Below are 16,990 nucleotides of genomic sequence, written 5' to 3'. Positions count from 1 at the left end.
CGGACCCGTTCCACGGGGGAGTAAGCGATCACAACCGTCACTAACGCGTCGGTTGTGATGGCTTATCTATCTCCCTCCTCCCGCTGGAGTCGCCGCCTGCCGCTCCAATCACAGTCGATACCAACTTCTTTTAATAAGGGTCTGTTAAAGAAAAAGATTGATTAATCGTTAATGATTGCGGAAAATTTGTATCCCTCTATAATTTATAGAGGGATATTTCACGAACATCGAGAAGAGAATAATGATATCTAAATGCTTTCGAAGAGTAAAATGTAATTGATTTCCACTTAAGGCGGACGCTTTCCGTGGGATTAGAGATAAGCCATCACCGCCCTCCACGCGCGCGGTTGTGATGGTAACTAAAAAGGAGGATGTTCATGACGTAGGTCACGAACATCCTCTCTAAATATAGACATTTGCGCTTTTCTTACAAGTCGTCAAAGCCATTATCGATGGCATTAACTTTTACATACTGGCGTGACTTTTGCTCGAAGAAGTCTGTTTTCGTGCCATCTATATTATCCGCATAGGCACGGATCCATTTCATAGGATTCTCTACATACTCCGGGTAGATTTCATGAAGACCGATAAGACGCAGCATTTTATTAGCGCGGTACTTAATATATCCATGCATATCTTCTAAATCAATTCCCTCAATGTCCTTGAGCACATAGTTTGACCATTCTATTTCGAGCTCCACTGATTCTTTGTATTGATCGTACACCCAGTTCATCATGTCCTCATTATTTAGCTCAGGATTTTCCGCCAGTACAGCACGGAATAACTCTGAGATAAATCGTCCATGCTCTAGTTCGTCTCTATTAATATAGCTAATCATTGTAGAGGTACCTACCATTTTGTTGTAGCGCGCAAGGTTATAAAAATAGGCAAATCCTGAGTAGAAAAATAAACCCTCTAGTAACGTTGTATAAGTTAATGTTTTTAATATATTTTCTGTCGTTGGCTTCTCCACAAACTCATTATAGTATTTCATAATATTTTGGTTGCGCTTTAATAAAATCTCATCCGTTCTTCCAAATTCGAAGGATTTGTTTTGTTCATTAAGCGAAACAACGGAGGACAGCACATAAGAATAACTTTCATTATGTACAGCTTCCTGCTGCGCGATTACTGCCATAATAGATTGTACGGATGAATCTGTAGCGTAAAGTGACAGCAACAGAGCTGTACGAGTCTGGGGCGCATCTAATGTAGCAAGTAGACCAATTATTTTCAAATAGGCCTCCTGCTCCGATTTTGTTAAGCTATCAAATTGCTTAATATCATTCGACATATTAATCTCATCTGCTTGCCAATAGTTCCCTAGTAAGCGTTTATAGATTTTATGCCAATACGGATAAGCTATATCATTCCAGTTTAAAATTCCACTCGATTTCCCATTAAATATCCCTGTGGATTTGTTTGGGTTTCTAGGTTCTAATGTTTTTGCCTTTAACATTTTCCAAAACTCCCTCTAGCCAATTTATAACTATTTTTTCTTGACTTCCTCTTGGTGATTGTTCTATTTTTAAACCTTCATATTCACAAGCATAAAACTCGGTTAGTTTGTTTACAGCATTGCAAAATAAGTCGTCGCCACCGAATTGTGTGTCTCCTGAACCAAAAATATAGACATTTTTCGGTTTATAGCCCACTGCTCGAACAAATTCCTTCACTTCATCCGGAATACCACCCTCGTCCCAAGTGAAGGTTCCTAGAAATAGGAAGTCATATGCAGATAGCTGTGGCACTATCCCATCACCTATTTCATACATGTCCACCATATAACCTTGTTCCTCTAAATTCACTTTTAATAGTTCAGCTATCTCTTCAGTATTCCCGCTATAGCTCAAATAACAAATGATGGTTTTCATTAGCTCGAACAAGACTCACATTCTACCAGTTCTATTGAAGTGGAACGTACATAATAAGTTGTTTTTAGACCACTATTCCAGGCATCTAAGTGTAGCGCTAACAATTCCTTAGCCTTAATAGTATTTTGAACATATAGATTTAGCGAAACACCTTGGTCGATATGTCTTTGACGGGCAGCATTTTGTTTTAACGTCCAATGCTGGTCGATAAAGTAAGCTGATTTGTAATACCATGTCGTCTCTGAATTTAAATCTGGGACTGTCACTGGAATTTTATAATCTTTCTTTTCCTCTGAATAGGTCTTTTGGAAAATCGGATCAATACTTGCCGTACTTCCCGCTAAAATGGAGGTAGATGAGTTTGGTGCAACCGCCATCAAATATCCATTTCGGATACCATTTTCAGCTACTTGCTCACGCAGACTTACCCATTCCTCTCCGTCATATTGACGGTTTTCAAAATAAGCCCCTGTTTGCCAATCAGAACCTTCGAATAAAGGGTAGGCCCCTTTTTCCTTCGCAAGATTTAAGGAAGCTTGAATCGTCAAATAGGCAATTCTTTCATATAAATTATCAGCAAGCCCTACTGCTTCCTCTGATTCCCAACGAATTTGCTTAAGGGCAAGTAAATGATGCCAACCAAACGTTCCAAGTCCAATTCCACGATACCTTGCGTTTGTGCGCTCTGCCTGTGGCACTGGAATCATGTTCATATCTATAACATTGTCTAACATTCTTACCTGGATGTTTATCAATCGTTCTAGTACATCCTCTGGTACTGCTTTACCTAAATTAATAGAAGAAAGGTTACAAACTACGAAATCACCAGGTTTTCTACGAGTTACAATCACATCGTCCTCTAGCTGGATGGATTCAAATTCAGTGGCACTTTGGTTTTGAAAAATTTCCGTACAAAGATTACTACTATAAATCATTCCAACATGCTTGTTTGGATTACGGCGATTCACTTCATCTCTATAAAACATAAATGGGACACCCGTTTCTAACTGGGATCGCATAATTCGCTTCATCAAATCTATTGCTGGAACTGTTTCTCGTGAAAGGCGATGATCCATTACACATTCTTCATACTTTTCTCTGAAAGAACCATCTCCACGTTTTTCATCATAAAAGTCTTCTAATGAGTAACCTTTGAGCTGACGAACCTCGTGAGGGTCAAACAAATGCCATTCTCCTCTTGCATCAACCTTTTCCATGAACAAATCTGGCAAGCATACACCAGTAAAAATATCATGTGCTCGAAGTCGTTCATCGCCATTATTTAGTCTTAAATCTAAAAATGTAAATATATCTTTATGCCACACATCCAAGTAAACAGCTACTGCACCTTGACGTTGGCCTAGCTGATCTACGCTGACAGCTGTATTGTTTAGTTGCTTTATCCATGGAAGAACCCCACTAGACGCTCCCACAAAACCTCTTATAGAAGAGCCACGGCTACGGACCTTGCCCATATAAACGCCTATTCCTCCTCCAAATTTAGAAAGTGTGGCTATGTCTGTGTTGCTATCATAAATTCCTTGTAGACTGTCATCAACCGTGTCGATAAAACAGCTAGAAAGCTGCCCGTGTGGCTTTCCTGCATTAGAAAGAGTCGGAGTAGCAACCGTCATATATAAATTGCTCATCGCCCAATAGGCTTCTTTAATTTTTTCTATGCGGTTTTCTTTTTCGTCCTTCATTAGCGTCATTGCAATAATCATCCAGCGTTCTTGTGGCAATTCTACAATAGTCTTATCAAAATCCTTCGCTACATAACGATCTAAAAGCGTTTTTAAAGCTATATATGTGAAGAGGAAGTCTCTTTCAGTAACGAGGATTTCTGCTAATTGCTCTAATTCCTCTGTAGAATAGGTTTCTATGATACGAGAATCATAAATTCCCTTAGCCGATAGCTTTTGAACGTTATCTGCAAACTTTGTATAGACTGCATCTGCCGTTGTATTTCTTCGTTCCGCTTGTTGCGAATATACTTCTGCTAAATAGATTCGAGCCGCCACAAATGTCCAATAAGGTTCATGTTCATCAAGAAAGCTCAGCGACTCTAAGGACATGGCTTTAGACCAGCTAGCAATATTGCCCTCTGGGTGTTTTTGTAGCCACTTGTCATGTGACCTCCTTAATGGTGCTATCTTTTCTTCCCCAAACTCCTGTGTTAATTGGTATAGTACCTGTTGTTTTTCTGTGTTTGAAATAGTGGTCATTTAGAATTCCTCCCTGTCTTTACATAACAAAAAAGCGATGGCTCTAGCCTCTTCGGCTGAGTCATCGCTCACGATTTTAAAGTAGGAAACAACAAGACGTATCGTTCGTTTAAAGATAGAGTCTCTCGCCCCCACCTCTCAACCCCCGAAGAAAGTGTTGCTTCACCGATAAACAGGCAGGTCTACTGGCTCGTGTTTCTTCCTTCTGCTGGCCTTCCCACGAAAAATCGCAGTGGCATATTCAACAGTCGTCCACACTTACAGTTGCGGGGACAGCTTCGGTATTTCACCGAATTCCCTTTTAAACCATAACGGTACCTTTTCATCGTATAAATACTATATATTGTGTTTTGATTACTTATATACCCTAACATATTGTGTTTAAACTTGTACATAGGTAAAAAGACTAGACGTTTGATACACAGCTTTATTTCTGTACATTAAACTAATTTCATATCCCTTTAATCGCTCTTTCTAATCTCTATTCTATATAAATTTTATAAGCTTTCGTAGCCGTATTATGAAAACTTACTTTCGTATTTATTCATACAGGCTTACCTTGCAGCTTTACCTTCTTTTTCTTAGCTTTCATATGACCGCTCCAGGAGAGGTTTGTACCCATTCGAAGAATCATTTCCAAGGGACCTCGTTTGAATACCTTCAAGTAGTAGTAGCTACCTATACATTGTAGAACAAAAATTACAAAGCCCAGCAAGACACTATTTAGCATGCCCAAAGAGCCAAATTGTCCTAAACCGTATCCGTAATAGATAAAAGTACAAATAACACTTTGCATAATGTAATTTGTTAAAGAAAGTTTCCCAACACTTTCAAAACCAATGAAAACCTTGTTACCTGAGAACTTTATAAATAGGATAGCAAATATACCAATATAGGATATACACAGTAATTGTGTACCCATTTGTAATAGAACTGCTGTCCAATTTGTTTCTTCTCCAATAATAGCGATAGATTTTAAAAGTAAACTAATTGGCAAAAGAGCCATACTTAATATATACCATTTTTGTTCTCGTTCCATGTGTAGAAATAAGCCACCCTTTGCAGCTGCCATACCAAACAAAAACATCGGTGACGTCAACAATGGTCCAAACAAAAGCATAAACAAGCTAAAAAATACTTTCTCCCCTTCACTTTCAAAATACAGTGGATCCTCTGTATTTCTGTGTTGCTTAATTTCCTCATAAGAGCCATTTTGATAGACTTCATTTGTGGTTTCTATGTATAATGATTGCTTTTCCAACTCTTCCTTACTTTTTTCTTCCATTCCGTAACTAAGAGCACCAGTCAATACAAACAAAACAGTTCCCCATATAATTAAAGTTTTCTTTTTTCTATTTAAAAAAAGTAATAGGAATAATCCCATTAACCCGTAAAAGGCTAGAATATCCCCTTCCCATAAATAGGTTGAATGAAGTAAACCTAGAATAAAAAGAAATATAAAACGTCTCCATAAATGCCTTTTTACTTTTCCGTTCTTTTTTTTAATTGATTCTGCTAGTTTTATTAATGAAAAACCAAACAAAAAAGTGAATATCGGCATAAAACTACCTTCTACTGCTATTTTAAGAATAGCATAAATAGTCTTGTCTGTGGCAGAAGCCGTAAAGTACTCTAATTCTTCCTTTCCCCATATACCGTAATGGAAAATTAACAAATTCGCTAATAATATACCAAACAAACTGATTCCTCTTAAAGCATCTATAAAACGCACTCTTTCTTCTTTCATCATGAAACCTCCTAAAAATATCTCTTAGTTAGTATAAAATGGTAAGCTTATAATAAATTGAAACTAACCTTACAGAAACCTTAAATATTTCTAGGAGTGATTTACTAATGGAAGAAACTAATATTTTGATAGTTGAAGACGAGCTTGCTATCGCTGAGATGGTAGAAATTATTTTAAGAAAAGAAAATTTTCGACATATTGTTATTTGTGAAACTTACCAGAAGGCAAGTAATTATATTTCTAATATGCATTATGATTTATATATTATCGATATAATGCTTCCGGATGGAGTGGGACTTGATTTAGCTAAACAAATTCGGTTTAAATCCGATGCTCCTATATTTTTTCTAACAGCAAAAGAAAGTGATGCTGACAAAATAAGAGGATTTATGAATGGAGCTGACGATTACATAACAAAACCTTTTAATCCACTGGAATTAGCTGCTCGAGTGAAAGCACACATGAAACGCTATACTTCTTCCTTTAAAGCTTCCGATGAAAAAGTATATAAATTCGGCCATTTTTTGTTAGATAAAGGAAGCGCAGAACTTACTGTGAACGGAGAAAAAAGCATTGTTACGGGCAAACTATTTCATTTACTACTCCTATTTTGTGAAAACGCCGGACAGATTTTATCTAAGGAGCAAATTTTTCTTTCTATCTGGGGAGAAGACAGTTATATAGATGACAACACAATCATGGTACATATACGGAGACTCCGAGAGAAGATTGAACAAAACCCTAGTAATCCTAAACAGCTGATTACAATTAGAGGGATTGGCTATAAGCTCGTAAACGAGGAGAAATAGTAATGAGACTTTCAAGTAAAATATCTCTAAGATTTTTAGTTTATTTTGTTGTATTTTATGCTGTATTATTTTTAGTCACATTTGGAATGTTTGCTTATATCATTTTCGACCTGCTTTCAAAGGAAGCTATCTCAGATATTCGTGCATTGGAAGCCTTTGAAATAGAAAGTAACATTGCAAAACAACCGGATGGCAGCTATGTATTTTCGGAGGACTTTATTAAATTGGCTAAGCAAAACTCCGGCCATTTATATCTTGTAGACCAAGCAGGTGAAGTACTTGCAACTACTGAACAAGAAATACTATCTATTGAATGGGTTGCCATACAGAAACAAGATCACGCTGTTTGGGAGTTAACAGACCAGCTGTTCTTACTTTTCATAGAAAACCAACCTGTAGATTTGTTGCTTGGTAAACTTTACATTAATAATAAAATTCAAATGAACGATGAGCTGGAAAAGGAGGTTTCATCTGTAAATGCAGCCGTTGAAATATATAACCAAGATGGGATAAGAGAAGAAATCCTTTATGGTGATGTATATAAAGCATTAAGTAGCATGGAGATAGTTACAAATAGTCAGGATTACTTTGAAAGAAAAGAAATTACTGCCTTTCAAACGATGGAAAATGGAAAAGTCCTAGTAGTACGAATGCCAAATACTAATTACCATCCCTTTGAACCAGCCTTAATAGATACTATGAAAAAGCTAGTGTTCTCCATTTTAGCGTTCCATCTCTTCCTGTTTATCTTTACTATTCTTTTTTCCATTTGGATTGGATATCGATTTGGTCGTCCCTTACTATATTTCTTACATAGAATTGAAAAATTAAGCGTAAAGGACTACGATCCTCCAAATGACAAAAAATTACGTTCCCCAAAATCCGGTAGATTTAAACGAAAATACCGTATATACGAGGAAGTGGACAAGTCACTAGCTAGATTAGCAAATACATTGAAAAGTAACGAAGAGAAAATAATAAAAACGGAAAAACTAAGAGAGGATTGGATCACTGGTCTCTCTCACGACTTAAAAACCCCTCTTAGTTCTATTTATGGATATTCTATAATGCTATCATCTAATGAGTACACATGGACCCCCATAGAGGTACAACGTTTCGCTAAAACAATGCAGGAAAAATCTATTTATATGAATGCGTTAATCGAGGATTTGACATATACTTACCAGTTGAAAAACGATGCGATTCAACTTAACAAAGAAAAGTTGAATCTCTTTGATTTTTTAAGGTCCTATGTTTACGCCTGTGATTGGAATGATATTCAAGAACCTATAGGAAACAAGGATATTACCGTCTATTTAGATGCAAAGCTATTTGAACGGGTTCTCGACAATCTTGTAGGAAATGCAGTAAAACATACTCCGAAGGGCACCAAGGTACACTTAGAAATTTATGAAAAAGATAGCTTAGCCTGTCTGGTCATCCGAGATGAGGGACCTGGTATTCCAAAGGTAGCTTTAGACAACTTGTTTAACCGTTATTATAGAGGTACAAATACTACCTCTGAAATTTCGGGCACTGGGCTTGGTTTAGCAATCTCCAAGCAACTAATAGAAGCACATAACGGAACGATACTGGTAGAATCCTCAAAAATAGGAACACTAGTGACCGTCACTTTTCCAATAGAATAAAAAAGCATTGGGAGCTCCCAATGCTTTTTGTTTTTCTTATAAAAATATAATAACTGCTAGTACTGCAGCTAATACAATACGATAAATTGCGAACGGAGTTAACTTGACTTTATCGATCAGTTTCAAGAAGAAGCGTATCGATATTAATGCAAAAACAAATGCGCTGACAAAGCCCACTGCATAGAAGCCAATGTGATCCATCTCTACATATTCCCAGTTTTTCAAAAGAGAAAGGAAGCTTGCCCCTGCCATAATCGGCACAGCCATGATGAAAGTAAAATCTGCCGCCGTTTTATGGTTCATCCCTAATAATACCCCACCGGAAATAGTTGATCCAGAACGAGAAAACCCTGGCCATAATGATAGACATTGTATAAGCCCTACAAGAATCGCCTGCTTATATGTAATCTTGTCTAGTGTATTCGTTTTCGGATGCTTAGGTCCTAACTTATCTGCTATAATCATTAAAATAGCACCAAGCACTAAACCTATTAAAACCGTCTTTGTTGTAAATAAATGCTCATCGATATAATCCTCAAATAACACACCAAGTACACCAGCCGGAATAAGACCAACAATTACGTGAGTCAGTTTTAACTGTTCACCTTTTGGCGCATCCTTTATTCGATATAAGCCTATTAAACTTAGTAGCCTTTTCCAAAAAACAACAACTACAGCGAGAATCGACCCAAGTTGAATAACAATTTTAAATGTATTTGCTGAATATTCCCCTAAAAAATCTTTTGTTTGCAGCCACATATCATCCACAATAATCATATGACCCGTAGATGATACTGGAGCAAATTCTGTCATACCTTCTACAAAACCTAATATTAGTGCTTTAAATAATTCTAGAATTTCCATAAGATCTCCTTAGTCACGTTTTTTAAAATACCATACTAAAAATGCAATACCTACAATTGCTAAAATAATATAAACTACGTTCGAATAGATATCCATATACCCTACGATATCTTCCCAATTTTCACCAACTGCTGATCCTACTGAAACTAAAATAGTATTCCAAATAAGAGTACCTAAAGTAGTAAATAGAAGGAACAGCCAAAACTTCATGTTTGACATCCCTGCAGGAATAGAAATCAGGCTTCTTACTAATGGAATAAGTCGTCCAAAAAATACTGCCCATACGCCGTATTTATCAAACCAGGCATCTGCCTTATGAATATCTTTTACAGTCAATCTCAAGAATTTACCGTATTTCTTTACAATCTTCTCTAAACGCTCTACATCTAATAACAAACCAATCCCATATAGAATGGCTGCCCCTATCACTGACCCTGCTGTAGCTGCCAAAATAACACCTAGCTTGGTCATGGAAGTAGATGTCGTCATAAATCCTCCGAGCGTTAAAATGACCTCAGAAGGGATTGGCGGAAAAACATTCTCTAATAAAATCAATAAAAATACGCCAAAATATCCAAACTGGTTCATCCATTCTGTGATCCAGGCTTCCATTAAACTTCCACATCCTCTAACTTAATCTCAATCGACCAAAGCTCTGATCGACTACCTAGTCGAATTGGTGGTCCCCAAAATCCAAAACCAGAAGATACAATCGCGTGCATACTCCCTTTTTCCCTATACCCATAATCCAGCTCAAAAATTCTTTGAGTAAACAAATGATTCGGCCACATTTGTCCACGATGCGTATGGCCAGAAACATGAAAGTCTACCTTTTCTTTCTCTGGTATAAGTAAATTGGAAGGTGTGTGATCCATCACAAACCAAGGTAAATTCTTTTCTTTGGGAGCCAATTCAGATAACTCTTTTCGATTTCTATTTGTTAAATCCTCACGTCCTGTCAAATAGAACGTATCTGCCACTAAGATTGTTTCATCTAATAGCATTTGCACACTAGATGCTTCCATTTCTTCTATTAAGAGTGGAATTTTCTTTCCGTAGTATTCGTGATTTCCCAAAACCCCATAATTACCATACGTTGATCGTAGCTGCTTCATCACCTCGGACATGCCTTTTTTTACAAACCAAATCGGGTCATCGTCCACTAAATCTCCAACCAATAAGACAAGATCAGGATTTTGTTCATTTGATTTTTTTACAAATCGCATTAAATGCGCTTTATTGGACAATAAGCCAAGATGGAAATCAGATGCAACGACAACTTTTAGACTGTCCACTGATGCATCCTTTTTTGGCATGGTAATTTTAAGCTCGCGAACAACTGGCGAGAAAGCGTTATATGTTCCTAGTAGCATTATTAACACAAAAAATAATAAAACAATCCCACCTATCAGCTTTAACTGCCCTGGAAAAACCCATGCAAATATAGTTGCAACAGGAAAAAGGAGAATCCCATATTGCATGACGATAAGCCAATAAGAACCTATTATACTAAAAGTTCTAAGTCTGTGGTCAAGCCTTGCGATAATAATCGCAAAAGCAAATAAGAACCAGATAACTAAAAACAGCCAAGAATTGATGGTAAAGAAAGCTTCTAACCATGTTGAAACGCTCCAACCAAAGTAAAAAACAATAGACGAATATATAATGATAGCTAATATAATAGAGCCAATTTTTTTCATTGTGAAATTCTCCATTTTTGTCTTTTCCCATTAGTATAGCAGATTTGAATAATTTACTCTTTCTCAGCCTCTAGACCGAGAAGAAAATCATGTTTAAGACCGTTTGGCTAAACACAAGGAATTGGTAAGCTATATATACAGACGAGAGGAGGAACAAACATATGAAAAAATTTGGTTTAGTTACACTTGGAATAATCGCAGGAATTGTCGCTTTGGTGAATCTTGGTCCGTTGTTAGGATTAGGGATATCCGCGCTATTCGTCTTTGCAGGTGTACATTTTTATCTAAAGAGCGACTCTAGCTTATTGAAAATCTTTTGGGCAATTGTTGGAATTATCGGGTTATTAACAGCTATTTCTAACATACCTGGATTTGTTGGTATCTTATCTATTGTCGCACTTTATTTCATCTGGAAGAAGTGGAAAAAGGACGACATCTCCCTTTCGATACCCAAAACTGATGACCCATTCGTAAACTTCGAAAAACAGTGGAACGAACTTAACAAATAAGGAGGAAACTATCATGACATCATTACTACAACGATTAAAGTATTCAGTCGAAGCAGATCTACACCGATTATTTGATAAAAAAGAGGAAAAAAACCCAATTGCTATGCTTAACCAATACATTCGTGAAGCGGAAAAGCAAACTGAACAAACAGGTAAATGGTTAGAGCGCCAAGGCAAACTAAAATTAGAGCTTGAAAAAGAATTAACAGAAACATTACAAATGGCAGAGAAACGTCAAAAACAAGTGGAGCTAGCTACCGCTACAGGCGAAGAGGATCTAATCTCCTTTGCTCAAGCTGAGGTAAATGCTTATAACGAGCGTGCTAAAACTTTACAAAACAGCATTCGTCAAACAATGGAGGAGCTCTTTGGATTAGAACGTAAGTATGAAGAGATGAAACACAAGGTGAAAGATATGAAGGTCCGACAATTACAGCTGATGGGGAAAGAAAATGTAACTCGCGCCCACCACCAAATGGATCAATTATTAAAGCCTGAAGAAACACAGAAAAACTTTGGTACTTTCCAAGACATGGAGCAATACATTGAACGTCTAGGACAGAAGATCGAAAAAGAGCATGAAATCACTTCAATGGAACAACGTTTAGAACAATTAGAAAAAAACGAACAACCAAAGGCTGAAATTGTGTAAAATATAGAAAAGGTTGTCCATTTTTTAGGACTAATGAGGAGAAGGCAAGCGCCTTCTCCTTCTCATGCATTACTATGCGAAGAAGGGAGAATACAAGCATGAAAGAAAACCAAACAAACAAGCTAGCTTTTTTTCTTATTTGTTTTGTTTTTCTCATTTTTATAGAAGCTACTATATTTGGGAATGGCAATATTATATTAGTCCTTCTTGGCATAGGAATGATGTACTTTAGCTTGCGAAAGCAGTCTAAGTATATTTTCTGGCTAGGTTTTATTTTTCTTATTTTGGCTGTCTTTTCGATGTGGAGTCTACGATTATTTTTAGTAGCCATCATTGTTTATTCCCTTTATAAGCTTTGGAAAAATGAACCCATCAGCCAGGTGATTAAACCATTTGGAACGGTATATGAAGAAACACCGAATAGTATTATTCAAAATAAGCTATTCACATCACAGTCTACTCCATTTCAAGCCTATGAATGGCAAGATGTACATGTGCAAAGCTTTTACGGTGACTACTTGATTGACGTGACGGAAACGGTGCTCCCAAAGGGTACCTCCCTTATTTCTATTCGTCAGTCTTTAGGTAAGGTCACTATTTATGTACCATATGAGATCCCAGTCCGCATACATTATACTACCATTATCGGCGAAGCCCATATTCTTTCTCGTGGTGCTCGTCGTTTGTGGAACCAAACCGTTCTTGTAAAGGATGGGTATTCGGAAGATGTTGCTCATTCTGCTGAGCTAGTGATTACTGTTTCTACTTGGATTGGAGATATCGAGGTGATCCGGAAATGAGAATATTTTTGGGGCAAGGAATCTCCATCTTTACCTATTTAGTTATTATTATCGCTTTGCTTTTGTATGTTATTTGGGGATGGCCTAATGAAGAGGCATGGTTGTCGTTATTAGAGACGACCTATGCCCAAATCCCTTTTGGTGTGTGGATTGTATTTGTTCTAGCCTTCATAAGCTTTGGTTTTTCATTGAACACACTCCAAAAGGTACGGAGCCAAGAAAAGAAAATAGAAACGAGCCTACGACCTTTACTTGCAGAAACCTTTGAACCGAGTAAGAAAAAATATACTCAAACAAAGCGAATGCAGGCGACTGTTACTCAACTGGAACAGCTAATATTAACTCAGCGAAAAACTTTGCAACGTATTACCAACGAAAAGGCAGAAACCCAGGACAGAATTATTCAGGAAAGACTAGTCCAAGAAAGACAAAGACTGGCGAGAGAGCTTCACGACTCTGTTTCTCAGCAGCTCTTTGCAGCCTCCATGCTCCTCTCTACTATGGTTGAAATAGAGGAAGCTAAAAATGGAGAAGTGCCAAAGACATTAATGCAAACGGAAAAAATTGTGCAACAGGCCCAATTAGAAATGCGTGCTTTACTTCTTCATTTACGTCCTGCTGCTCTACACAATAAAACTCTGAAGGAAGGCTTAGAAGAGTTACTTCAGGAGCTTCAGGAGAAAGTGTTTTTTACTATTCGATACAGATTAGAAGAGGTTTCCTTATCTAAAGGCGCTGAGGATCATTTATTCCGTATTGCACAGGAAACTCTATCAAATACGTTAAGACATGCTAAAGCAACTGAAGTAGACATTCTATTTGTTGAAAGAGACAATCTTGCCATTTTCCGTGTACAGGATAACGGGGTTGGCTTTGAAGTTGGAGAAGGTAAAAATGGCTCTTACGGAATTCAAAGTGTCAGAGAACGTGCGGTTGAAATTGGAGCTACTTGTAAGGTAGTATCTGTTCCTTCTCAAGGGACAATTGTAGAAGTTAAACTGCCGATTGAAAAGCCAGTAGCCCAACCAATAAATTTAGAAAAAATTACAACCGCAGAGAGGAGTGAATAGAATGATACGTATTTTGTTAGCTGACGATCATGAAATGGTACGAATTGGGGTTTCGGCATACTTACAGGCACAGCCAGATATGGAGGTCGTTGCGGAGGCAGTGAATGGTCAAGAAGCCGTTGACTTGGCTCTTGAGCACAGACCTGACATCATCCTTATGGACATGGTCATGCCTATTTTAAACGGTGCAGAGGCAACTCGGGAAATTATCCAAAAATGGCCCACAGCAAAGGTAATGGTTGTCACTAGTTTTATAGACGATGACAAGGTATACCCCGCACTAGAGGCAGGAGCAATTAGCTATTTATTGAAAACCTCGAAAGCTTCTCATATAGCTGATTCTATTCGTAAAACTTTAAGTGGGAATGCCGTATTAGAGCCAGAGGTAACCAATAAAATGATGATGCGAATGCGCCAAGGCTCCGGGCATGCACTACATGAAGATTTAACCGATCGAGAAAGAGAGGTACTTCTTCTCATGGCTGAAGGTAAAACTAATCAGGAAATAGCGGACACTTTATACATTGCTTTAAAAACTGCAAAAACACACGTAAGCAACATATTATCTAAGCTGGAGGTCAATGATCGAACTCAAGCTGTCATTTATGCGTATGAGCATAAGTTAGTCTCTACAAAAAAATAACCAATCCTCTCGAGCTGTCATATGCTATTAAAAAGACAGCCAAAGGATGATAGACAACATATGAATCCCAAAAACAACGACAAATCCAGTGAGCAACCAAACTTAGGCGCAACTTTGGACTTCTTGGGCTCTGTCGTCGTGACATTAGGTTTTCTTATTGGCACGATTGGAGAAGGAATTACCCTCCAAGAAAACTTAGAAGAAGAGCAATCCGAAAAAAAATCTAAGAGCAATCAAAAACTTCAGCTTTCTCAAATAGAAAAAAAATTAGACTACGTCATTAATGAACTTGAAGCATTAAAAAGAAAGAGATGACCCTATACATAAGAGGGTCATCTTTTTGTCTGTTTTAGCAGTGCCAGTAAAACTATATATTTTTTTGAACTACTGATGAATCATTTTTTGTCAGTAGTACCACTTTCATCTCATACTTACTAAACTTCGTTAAAAATTCTGGTTTCATCTGTTTTTCAAAGTAGCTTGTCCATTGAAACATTTTTAGAAAAATAGAAAAGGTCGGTTGGTAGTTAGCCTCTTCCAATCTAAGCACTTGACGGGCATACCTCTTTGTAATTCGGAAATACCTAATAGACACAGGAATATCTAGAAAAATAATGTAATCGGAGGCTTCTAATCCTGGGTCCGTCCAATCTATATGTACACCCTCGATTATCCATTGGTCGAGGTTCACTGCTTCTTTTAGTAGCTCATCCCTTTTTTCCACAGAATTCCTAATATCCCCTTGCCCTTGATGATTTCTAGTCCAAACAAAGTTATCTGTTTCAAAATGGGGAATTCTATAATGCTGTGCCAACTGGCGAGCAAGTGTTGTTTTGCCACTTCCTACAGAGCCTACAATATATATTTTCATATTTTACACCGCATTTGCTTGATTGATAGAATGAATAACTCCGGCATGAACCCCCTCATGCCAAACAATGAATTGGACAATTGCTTCTACTGTTTCCATGCTATTTAGATTTCCTATTTCTAATGTTTCAATTAAATAATCCTGAAGATTAGGTGCTAAAAGTGCCAGCACACGGTCTAGCTGATCTTTTAAACTAACTATAAGCTCTTCCTTTGAGGGTGGGACCTCCTGCCAGTCATCCGGATCTGTCCCTGGAGCAAAAAATTGTATCCATTCGGGATGAACAATACTGTAGGTTGGAATTGCTTTTTGAACCAATATTTCCATTTGTACATAGATGTGTCCTACGTTCCATCGAACGGTGTTGGAGAATCCTTTAGGCTTTATATCCCACATATCTTCCTTGCACTGTTTAATCCTTCCTAGTGTATAGATTCTCGCAAAGTTAAGTTGGTATAAAGATTCCATGGCTTCCCACCTCCTTTTAATTTGAGTATATCATTTATGGGAAAATTCTGTCTCCTACTACTTGTTTTATATTTTACTAGGTGGTATCTTGTACAAGAAAGGAGAGATTAATATAGACCAACCACGAAGTATTCCTAAAACAATCGAAGTTTACAAGCGCTCCATTCATCGTCTTTCTACTCAACACCCACTAATACCGCACATAGAAAATCGGATTTACAGTCTTGAAGCTGGTTACGCTGGTGAGACTTACGTTGATAATTTTTTAAAACAGATCCCCTTTTCTAAACATTACTCAATTTTAAAAGACCTCCACTTTTCTATTTCTGATTCCATCTATCTTCAAATAGACACCATAATTCTTACCCCAAAGTATTTAGCAATCCTTGAAGTCAAAAATATTCGTGGGAAAATCTCCTTCCAAAGAAATCCCGAACAACTTATACGAGAAATCGACGACCAAATCACTGCATTTAAATGTCCCGAGCAACAAGTAATACGCAATACCCAAAAGCTAGCTTTACTACTACATCCCCTAAAATTTCAAATTCCAATTAAATCTTTTATTGTATTTGCATCTACCAAAACTATAGTGGCACAACCTCCTAAACAAGTGAAAGCAGTTATGGGCTGCGATATTGCCACCCACATCGATTCACTCAATGCACTCCCTGATGTCTTATCCATTACTAAATTTCAACAACTAATAAAATATCTAATGACACATTCGACAGAGTTTGTTCCGAAGCCTCTATCTCATAGCTATCCGTTGGAACTTACAGATATAAAACGAGGAATGCTATGTTCACAATGCTTTCAATTTATAGAAGGTAATTGCCCTACTTGTGGAACATTAAAAAAGATAATGCAGCATCAAGCATTAGAGGACTGGTTTTATTTGTATAAAGAATCTATCTCTAACAAAGAGTGTGTGGACTTCCTGAATCTAAAAGATAAGCATATGGCGTCATACTTAATGAAGACCTCTAAATTATATCCGGTAAACAACACGAGAAGCAGATATTATGTAATCCAAAAAAGATAAATGCCACTGTCTCTGAATAATACATGTGTTTACAGAGTGTGGCTGGATTAGGGTCTCATTTACA

Annotated in this window: 18 protein-coding genes and 1 riboswitch; of the genes, 9 read left to right on the top strand and 9 right to left on the bottom strand. The window is 37.3% G+C overall.

Translation table 11 applies throughout. The features are described from left to right. Positions 1 to 427 precede the first annotated feature (427 nt). The 4 genes from MKY94_RS01230 to MKY94_RS01215 form a co-directional block, all read right to left on the bottom strand. Positions 428 to 1,459: a ribonucleotide-diphosphate reductase subunit beta gene (locus MKY94_RS01230; RefSeq protein ID WP_342577842.1), complete on the bottom strand. Its 1,032-nt coding sequence runs from the start codon at positions 1,457 to 1,459 to the stop codon at positions 428 to 430. Beyond that, positions 1,431 to 1,874, bottom strand: a complete 444-nt coding sequence (locus tag MKY94_RS01225) for a flavodoxin (RefSeq protein ID WP_342577841.1) — start codon at positions 1,872 to 1,874, stop codon at positions 1,431 to 1,433. Before MKY94_RS01225 ends, MKY94_RS01230 begins: the two co-directional genes overlap by 29 nt. Beyond that, on the bottom strand, positions 1,874 to 4,099 hold the full coding sequence (locus MKY94_RS01220; protein WP_342577840.1) for a ribonucleoside-diphosphate reductase subunit alpha: 2,226 nt from the start codon (positions 4,097 to 4,099) through the stop codon (positions 1,874 to 1,876). Before MKY94_RS01220 ends, MKY94_RS01225 begins: the two co-directional genes overlap by 1 nt. A gap of 157 nt (positions 4,100 to 4,256) precedes the next feature. Beyond that, positions 4,257 to 4,436: riboswitch (cobalamin riboswitch) on the bottom strand. A 207-nt stretch (positions 4,437 to 4,643) separates the two neighbouring features. Beyond that, positions 4,644 to 5,849, bottom strand: coding sequence for a DUF418 domain-containing protein (locus MKY94_RS01215; protein ID WP_342577839.1), 1,206 nt, complete (start codon positions 5,847 to 5,849; stop codon positions 4,644 to 4,646). Between the two features lie 104 nt (positions 5,850 to 5,953). Here MKY94_RS01215 and MKY94_RS01210 point away from each other — a divergent pair, with 104 nt between their 5' ends. Further along, complete coding sequence (locus MKY94_RS01210; RefSeq protein WP_342577838.1) at positions 5,954 to 6,655, top strand: response regulator transcription factor; 702 nt, start codon at positions 5,954 to 5,956, stop codon at positions 6,653 to 6,655. A 2-nt stretch (positions 6,656 to 6,657) separates the two neighbouring features. Beyond that, on the top strand, positions 6,658 to 8,304 hold the full coding sequence (locus MKY94_RS01205; protein ID WP_342577837.1) for a HAMP domain-containing sensor histidine kinase: 1,647 nt from the start codon (positions 6,658 to 6,660) through the stop codon (positions 8,302 to 8,304). A 36-nt stretch (positions 8,305 to 8,340) separates the two neighbouring features. Here the strand turns inward: MKY94_RS01205 and MKY94_RS01200 are convergent, their stop codons facing one another. The 3 genes from MKY94_RS01200 to MKY94_RS01190 are packed head-to-tail and all read right to left on the bottom strand — an operon-like array spanning position 8,341 to position 10,868. Continuing rightward, positions 8,341 to 9,168 (bottom strand): undecaprenyl-diphosphate phosphatase, encoded by an 828-nt coding sequence (locus tag MKY94_RS01200; RefSeq protein ID WP_191697226.1) that lies wholly within the window; start codon positions 9,166 to 9,168, stop codon positions 8,341 to 8,343. Between the two features lie 9 nt (positions 9,169 to 9,177). Beyond that, positions 9,178 to 9,780, bottom strand: a complete 603-nt coding sequence (locus MKY94_RS01195) for a DedA family protein (protein ID WP_144538374.1) — start codon at positions 9,778 to 9,780, stop codon at positions 9,178 to 9,180. Then, the gene (locus MKY94_RS01190; RefSeq protein WP_340862364.1) at positions 9,780 to 10,868 is read right to left on the bottom strand and encodes a metallophosphoesterase; all 1,089 of its coding nucleotides are present in this window, start codon (positions 10,866 to 10,868) and stop codon (positions 9,780 to 9,782) included. Before MKY94_RS01190 ends, MKY94_RS01195 begins: the two co-directional genes overlap by 1 nt. Before the next feature lie 161 nt (positions 10,869 to 11,029). On the opposite strand from MKY94_RS01190, the gene MKY94_RS01185 reads away from it, so the two are divergent. The 6 genes from MKY94_RS01185 to MKY94_RS01160 all read left to right on the top strand — a co-directional run bounded on the left by MKY94_RS01185 (position 11,030) and on the right by MKY94_RS01160 (position 14,857). Next, positions 11,030 to 11,377: an ABC transporter permease gene (locus MKY94_RS01185; RefSeq protein ID WP_144538372.1), complete on the top strand. Its 348-nt coding sequence runs from the start codon at positions 11,030 to 11,032 to the stop codon at positions 11,375 to 11,377. A 13-nt stretch (positions 11,378 to 11,390) separates the two neighbouring features. Beyond that, positions 11,391 to 12,029, top strand: coding sequence for a PspA/IM30 family protein (locus MKY94_RS01180; protein WP_144538371.1), 639 nt, complete (start codon positions 11,391 to 11,393; stop codon positions 12,027 to 12,029). Positions 12,030 to 12,127: 98 nt separating this feature from the next. Beyond that, on the top strand, positions 12,128 to 12,829 hold the full coding sequence (gene liaF / locus MKY94_RS01175; protein WP_154311895.1) for a cell wall-active antibiotics response protein LiaF: 702 nt from the start codon (positions 12,128 to 12,130) through the stop codon (positions 12,827 to 12,829). Next, on the top strand, positions 12,826 to 13,899 hold the full coding sequence (locus tag MKY94_RS01170; RefSeq protein ID WP_144538369.1) for a sensor histidine kinase: 1,074 nt from the start codon (positions 12,826 to 12,828) through the stop codon (positions 13,897 to 13,899). Before liaF ends, MKY94_RS01170 begins: the two co-directional genes overlap by 4 nt. A gap of 1 nt (position 13,900) precedes the next feature. Further along, positions 13,901 to 14,542: a response regulator transcription factor gene (locus MKY94_RS01165; RefSeq protein WP_144538368.1), complete on the top strand. Its 642-nt coding sequence runs from the start codon at positions 13,901 to 13,903 to the stop codon at positions 14,540 to 14,542. A 21-nt stretch (positions 14,543 to 14,563) separates the two neighbouring features. Then, positions 14,564 to 14,857: a hypothetical protein gene (locus MKY94_RS01160; protein ID WP_144538367.1), complete on the top strand. Its 294-nt coding sequence runs from the start codon at positions 14,564 to 14,566 to the stop codon at positions 14,855 to 14,857. A 52-nt stretch (positions 14,858 to 14,909) separates the two neighbouring features. On the opposite strand, the gene MKY94_RS01155 is transcribed toward MKY94_RS01160, so the two are convergent. Both MKY94_RS01155 and MKY94_RS01150 read right to left on the bottom strand, forming a co-directional pair. Beyond that, positions 14,910 to 15,413: an AAA family ATPase gene (locus tag MKY94_RS01155; RefSeq protein WP_154311897.1), complete on the bottom strand. Its 504-nt coding sequence runs from the start codon at positions 15,411 to 15,413 to the stop codon at positions 14,910 to 14,912. Positions 15,414 to 15,416: 3 nt separating this feature from the next. Next, complete coding sequence (locus MKY94_RS01150; RefSeq protein ID WP_342577835.1) at positions 15,417 to 15,881, bottom strand: DinB family protein; 465 nt, start codon at positions 15,879 to 15,881, stop codon at positions 15,417 to 15,419. Positions 15,882 to 15,969: 88 nt separating this feature from the next. Here MKY94_RS01150 and MKY94_RS01145 point away from each other — a divergent pair, with 88 nt between their 5' ends. After that, on the top strand, positions 15,970 to 16,926 hold the full coding sequence (locus tag MKY94_RS01145; RefSeq protein ID WP_229653974.1) for a nuclease-related domain-containing protein: 957 nt from the start codon (positions 15,970 to 15,972) through the stop codon (positions 16,924 to 16,926). The last annotated feature ends 64 nt before the right edge of the window (positions 16,927 to 16,990 follow it).

It is taken from the genome of Psychrobacillus sp. FSL K6-2843 (assembly GCF_038626375.1).
GTDB lineage: Bacteria > Bacillota > Bacilli > Bacillales_A > Planococcaceae > Psychrobacillus > Psychrobacillus faecigallinarum.
Note: the sequence above shows the minus strand (reverse complement) of the source record. Positions and strands in the feature narration are given on the sequence as shown.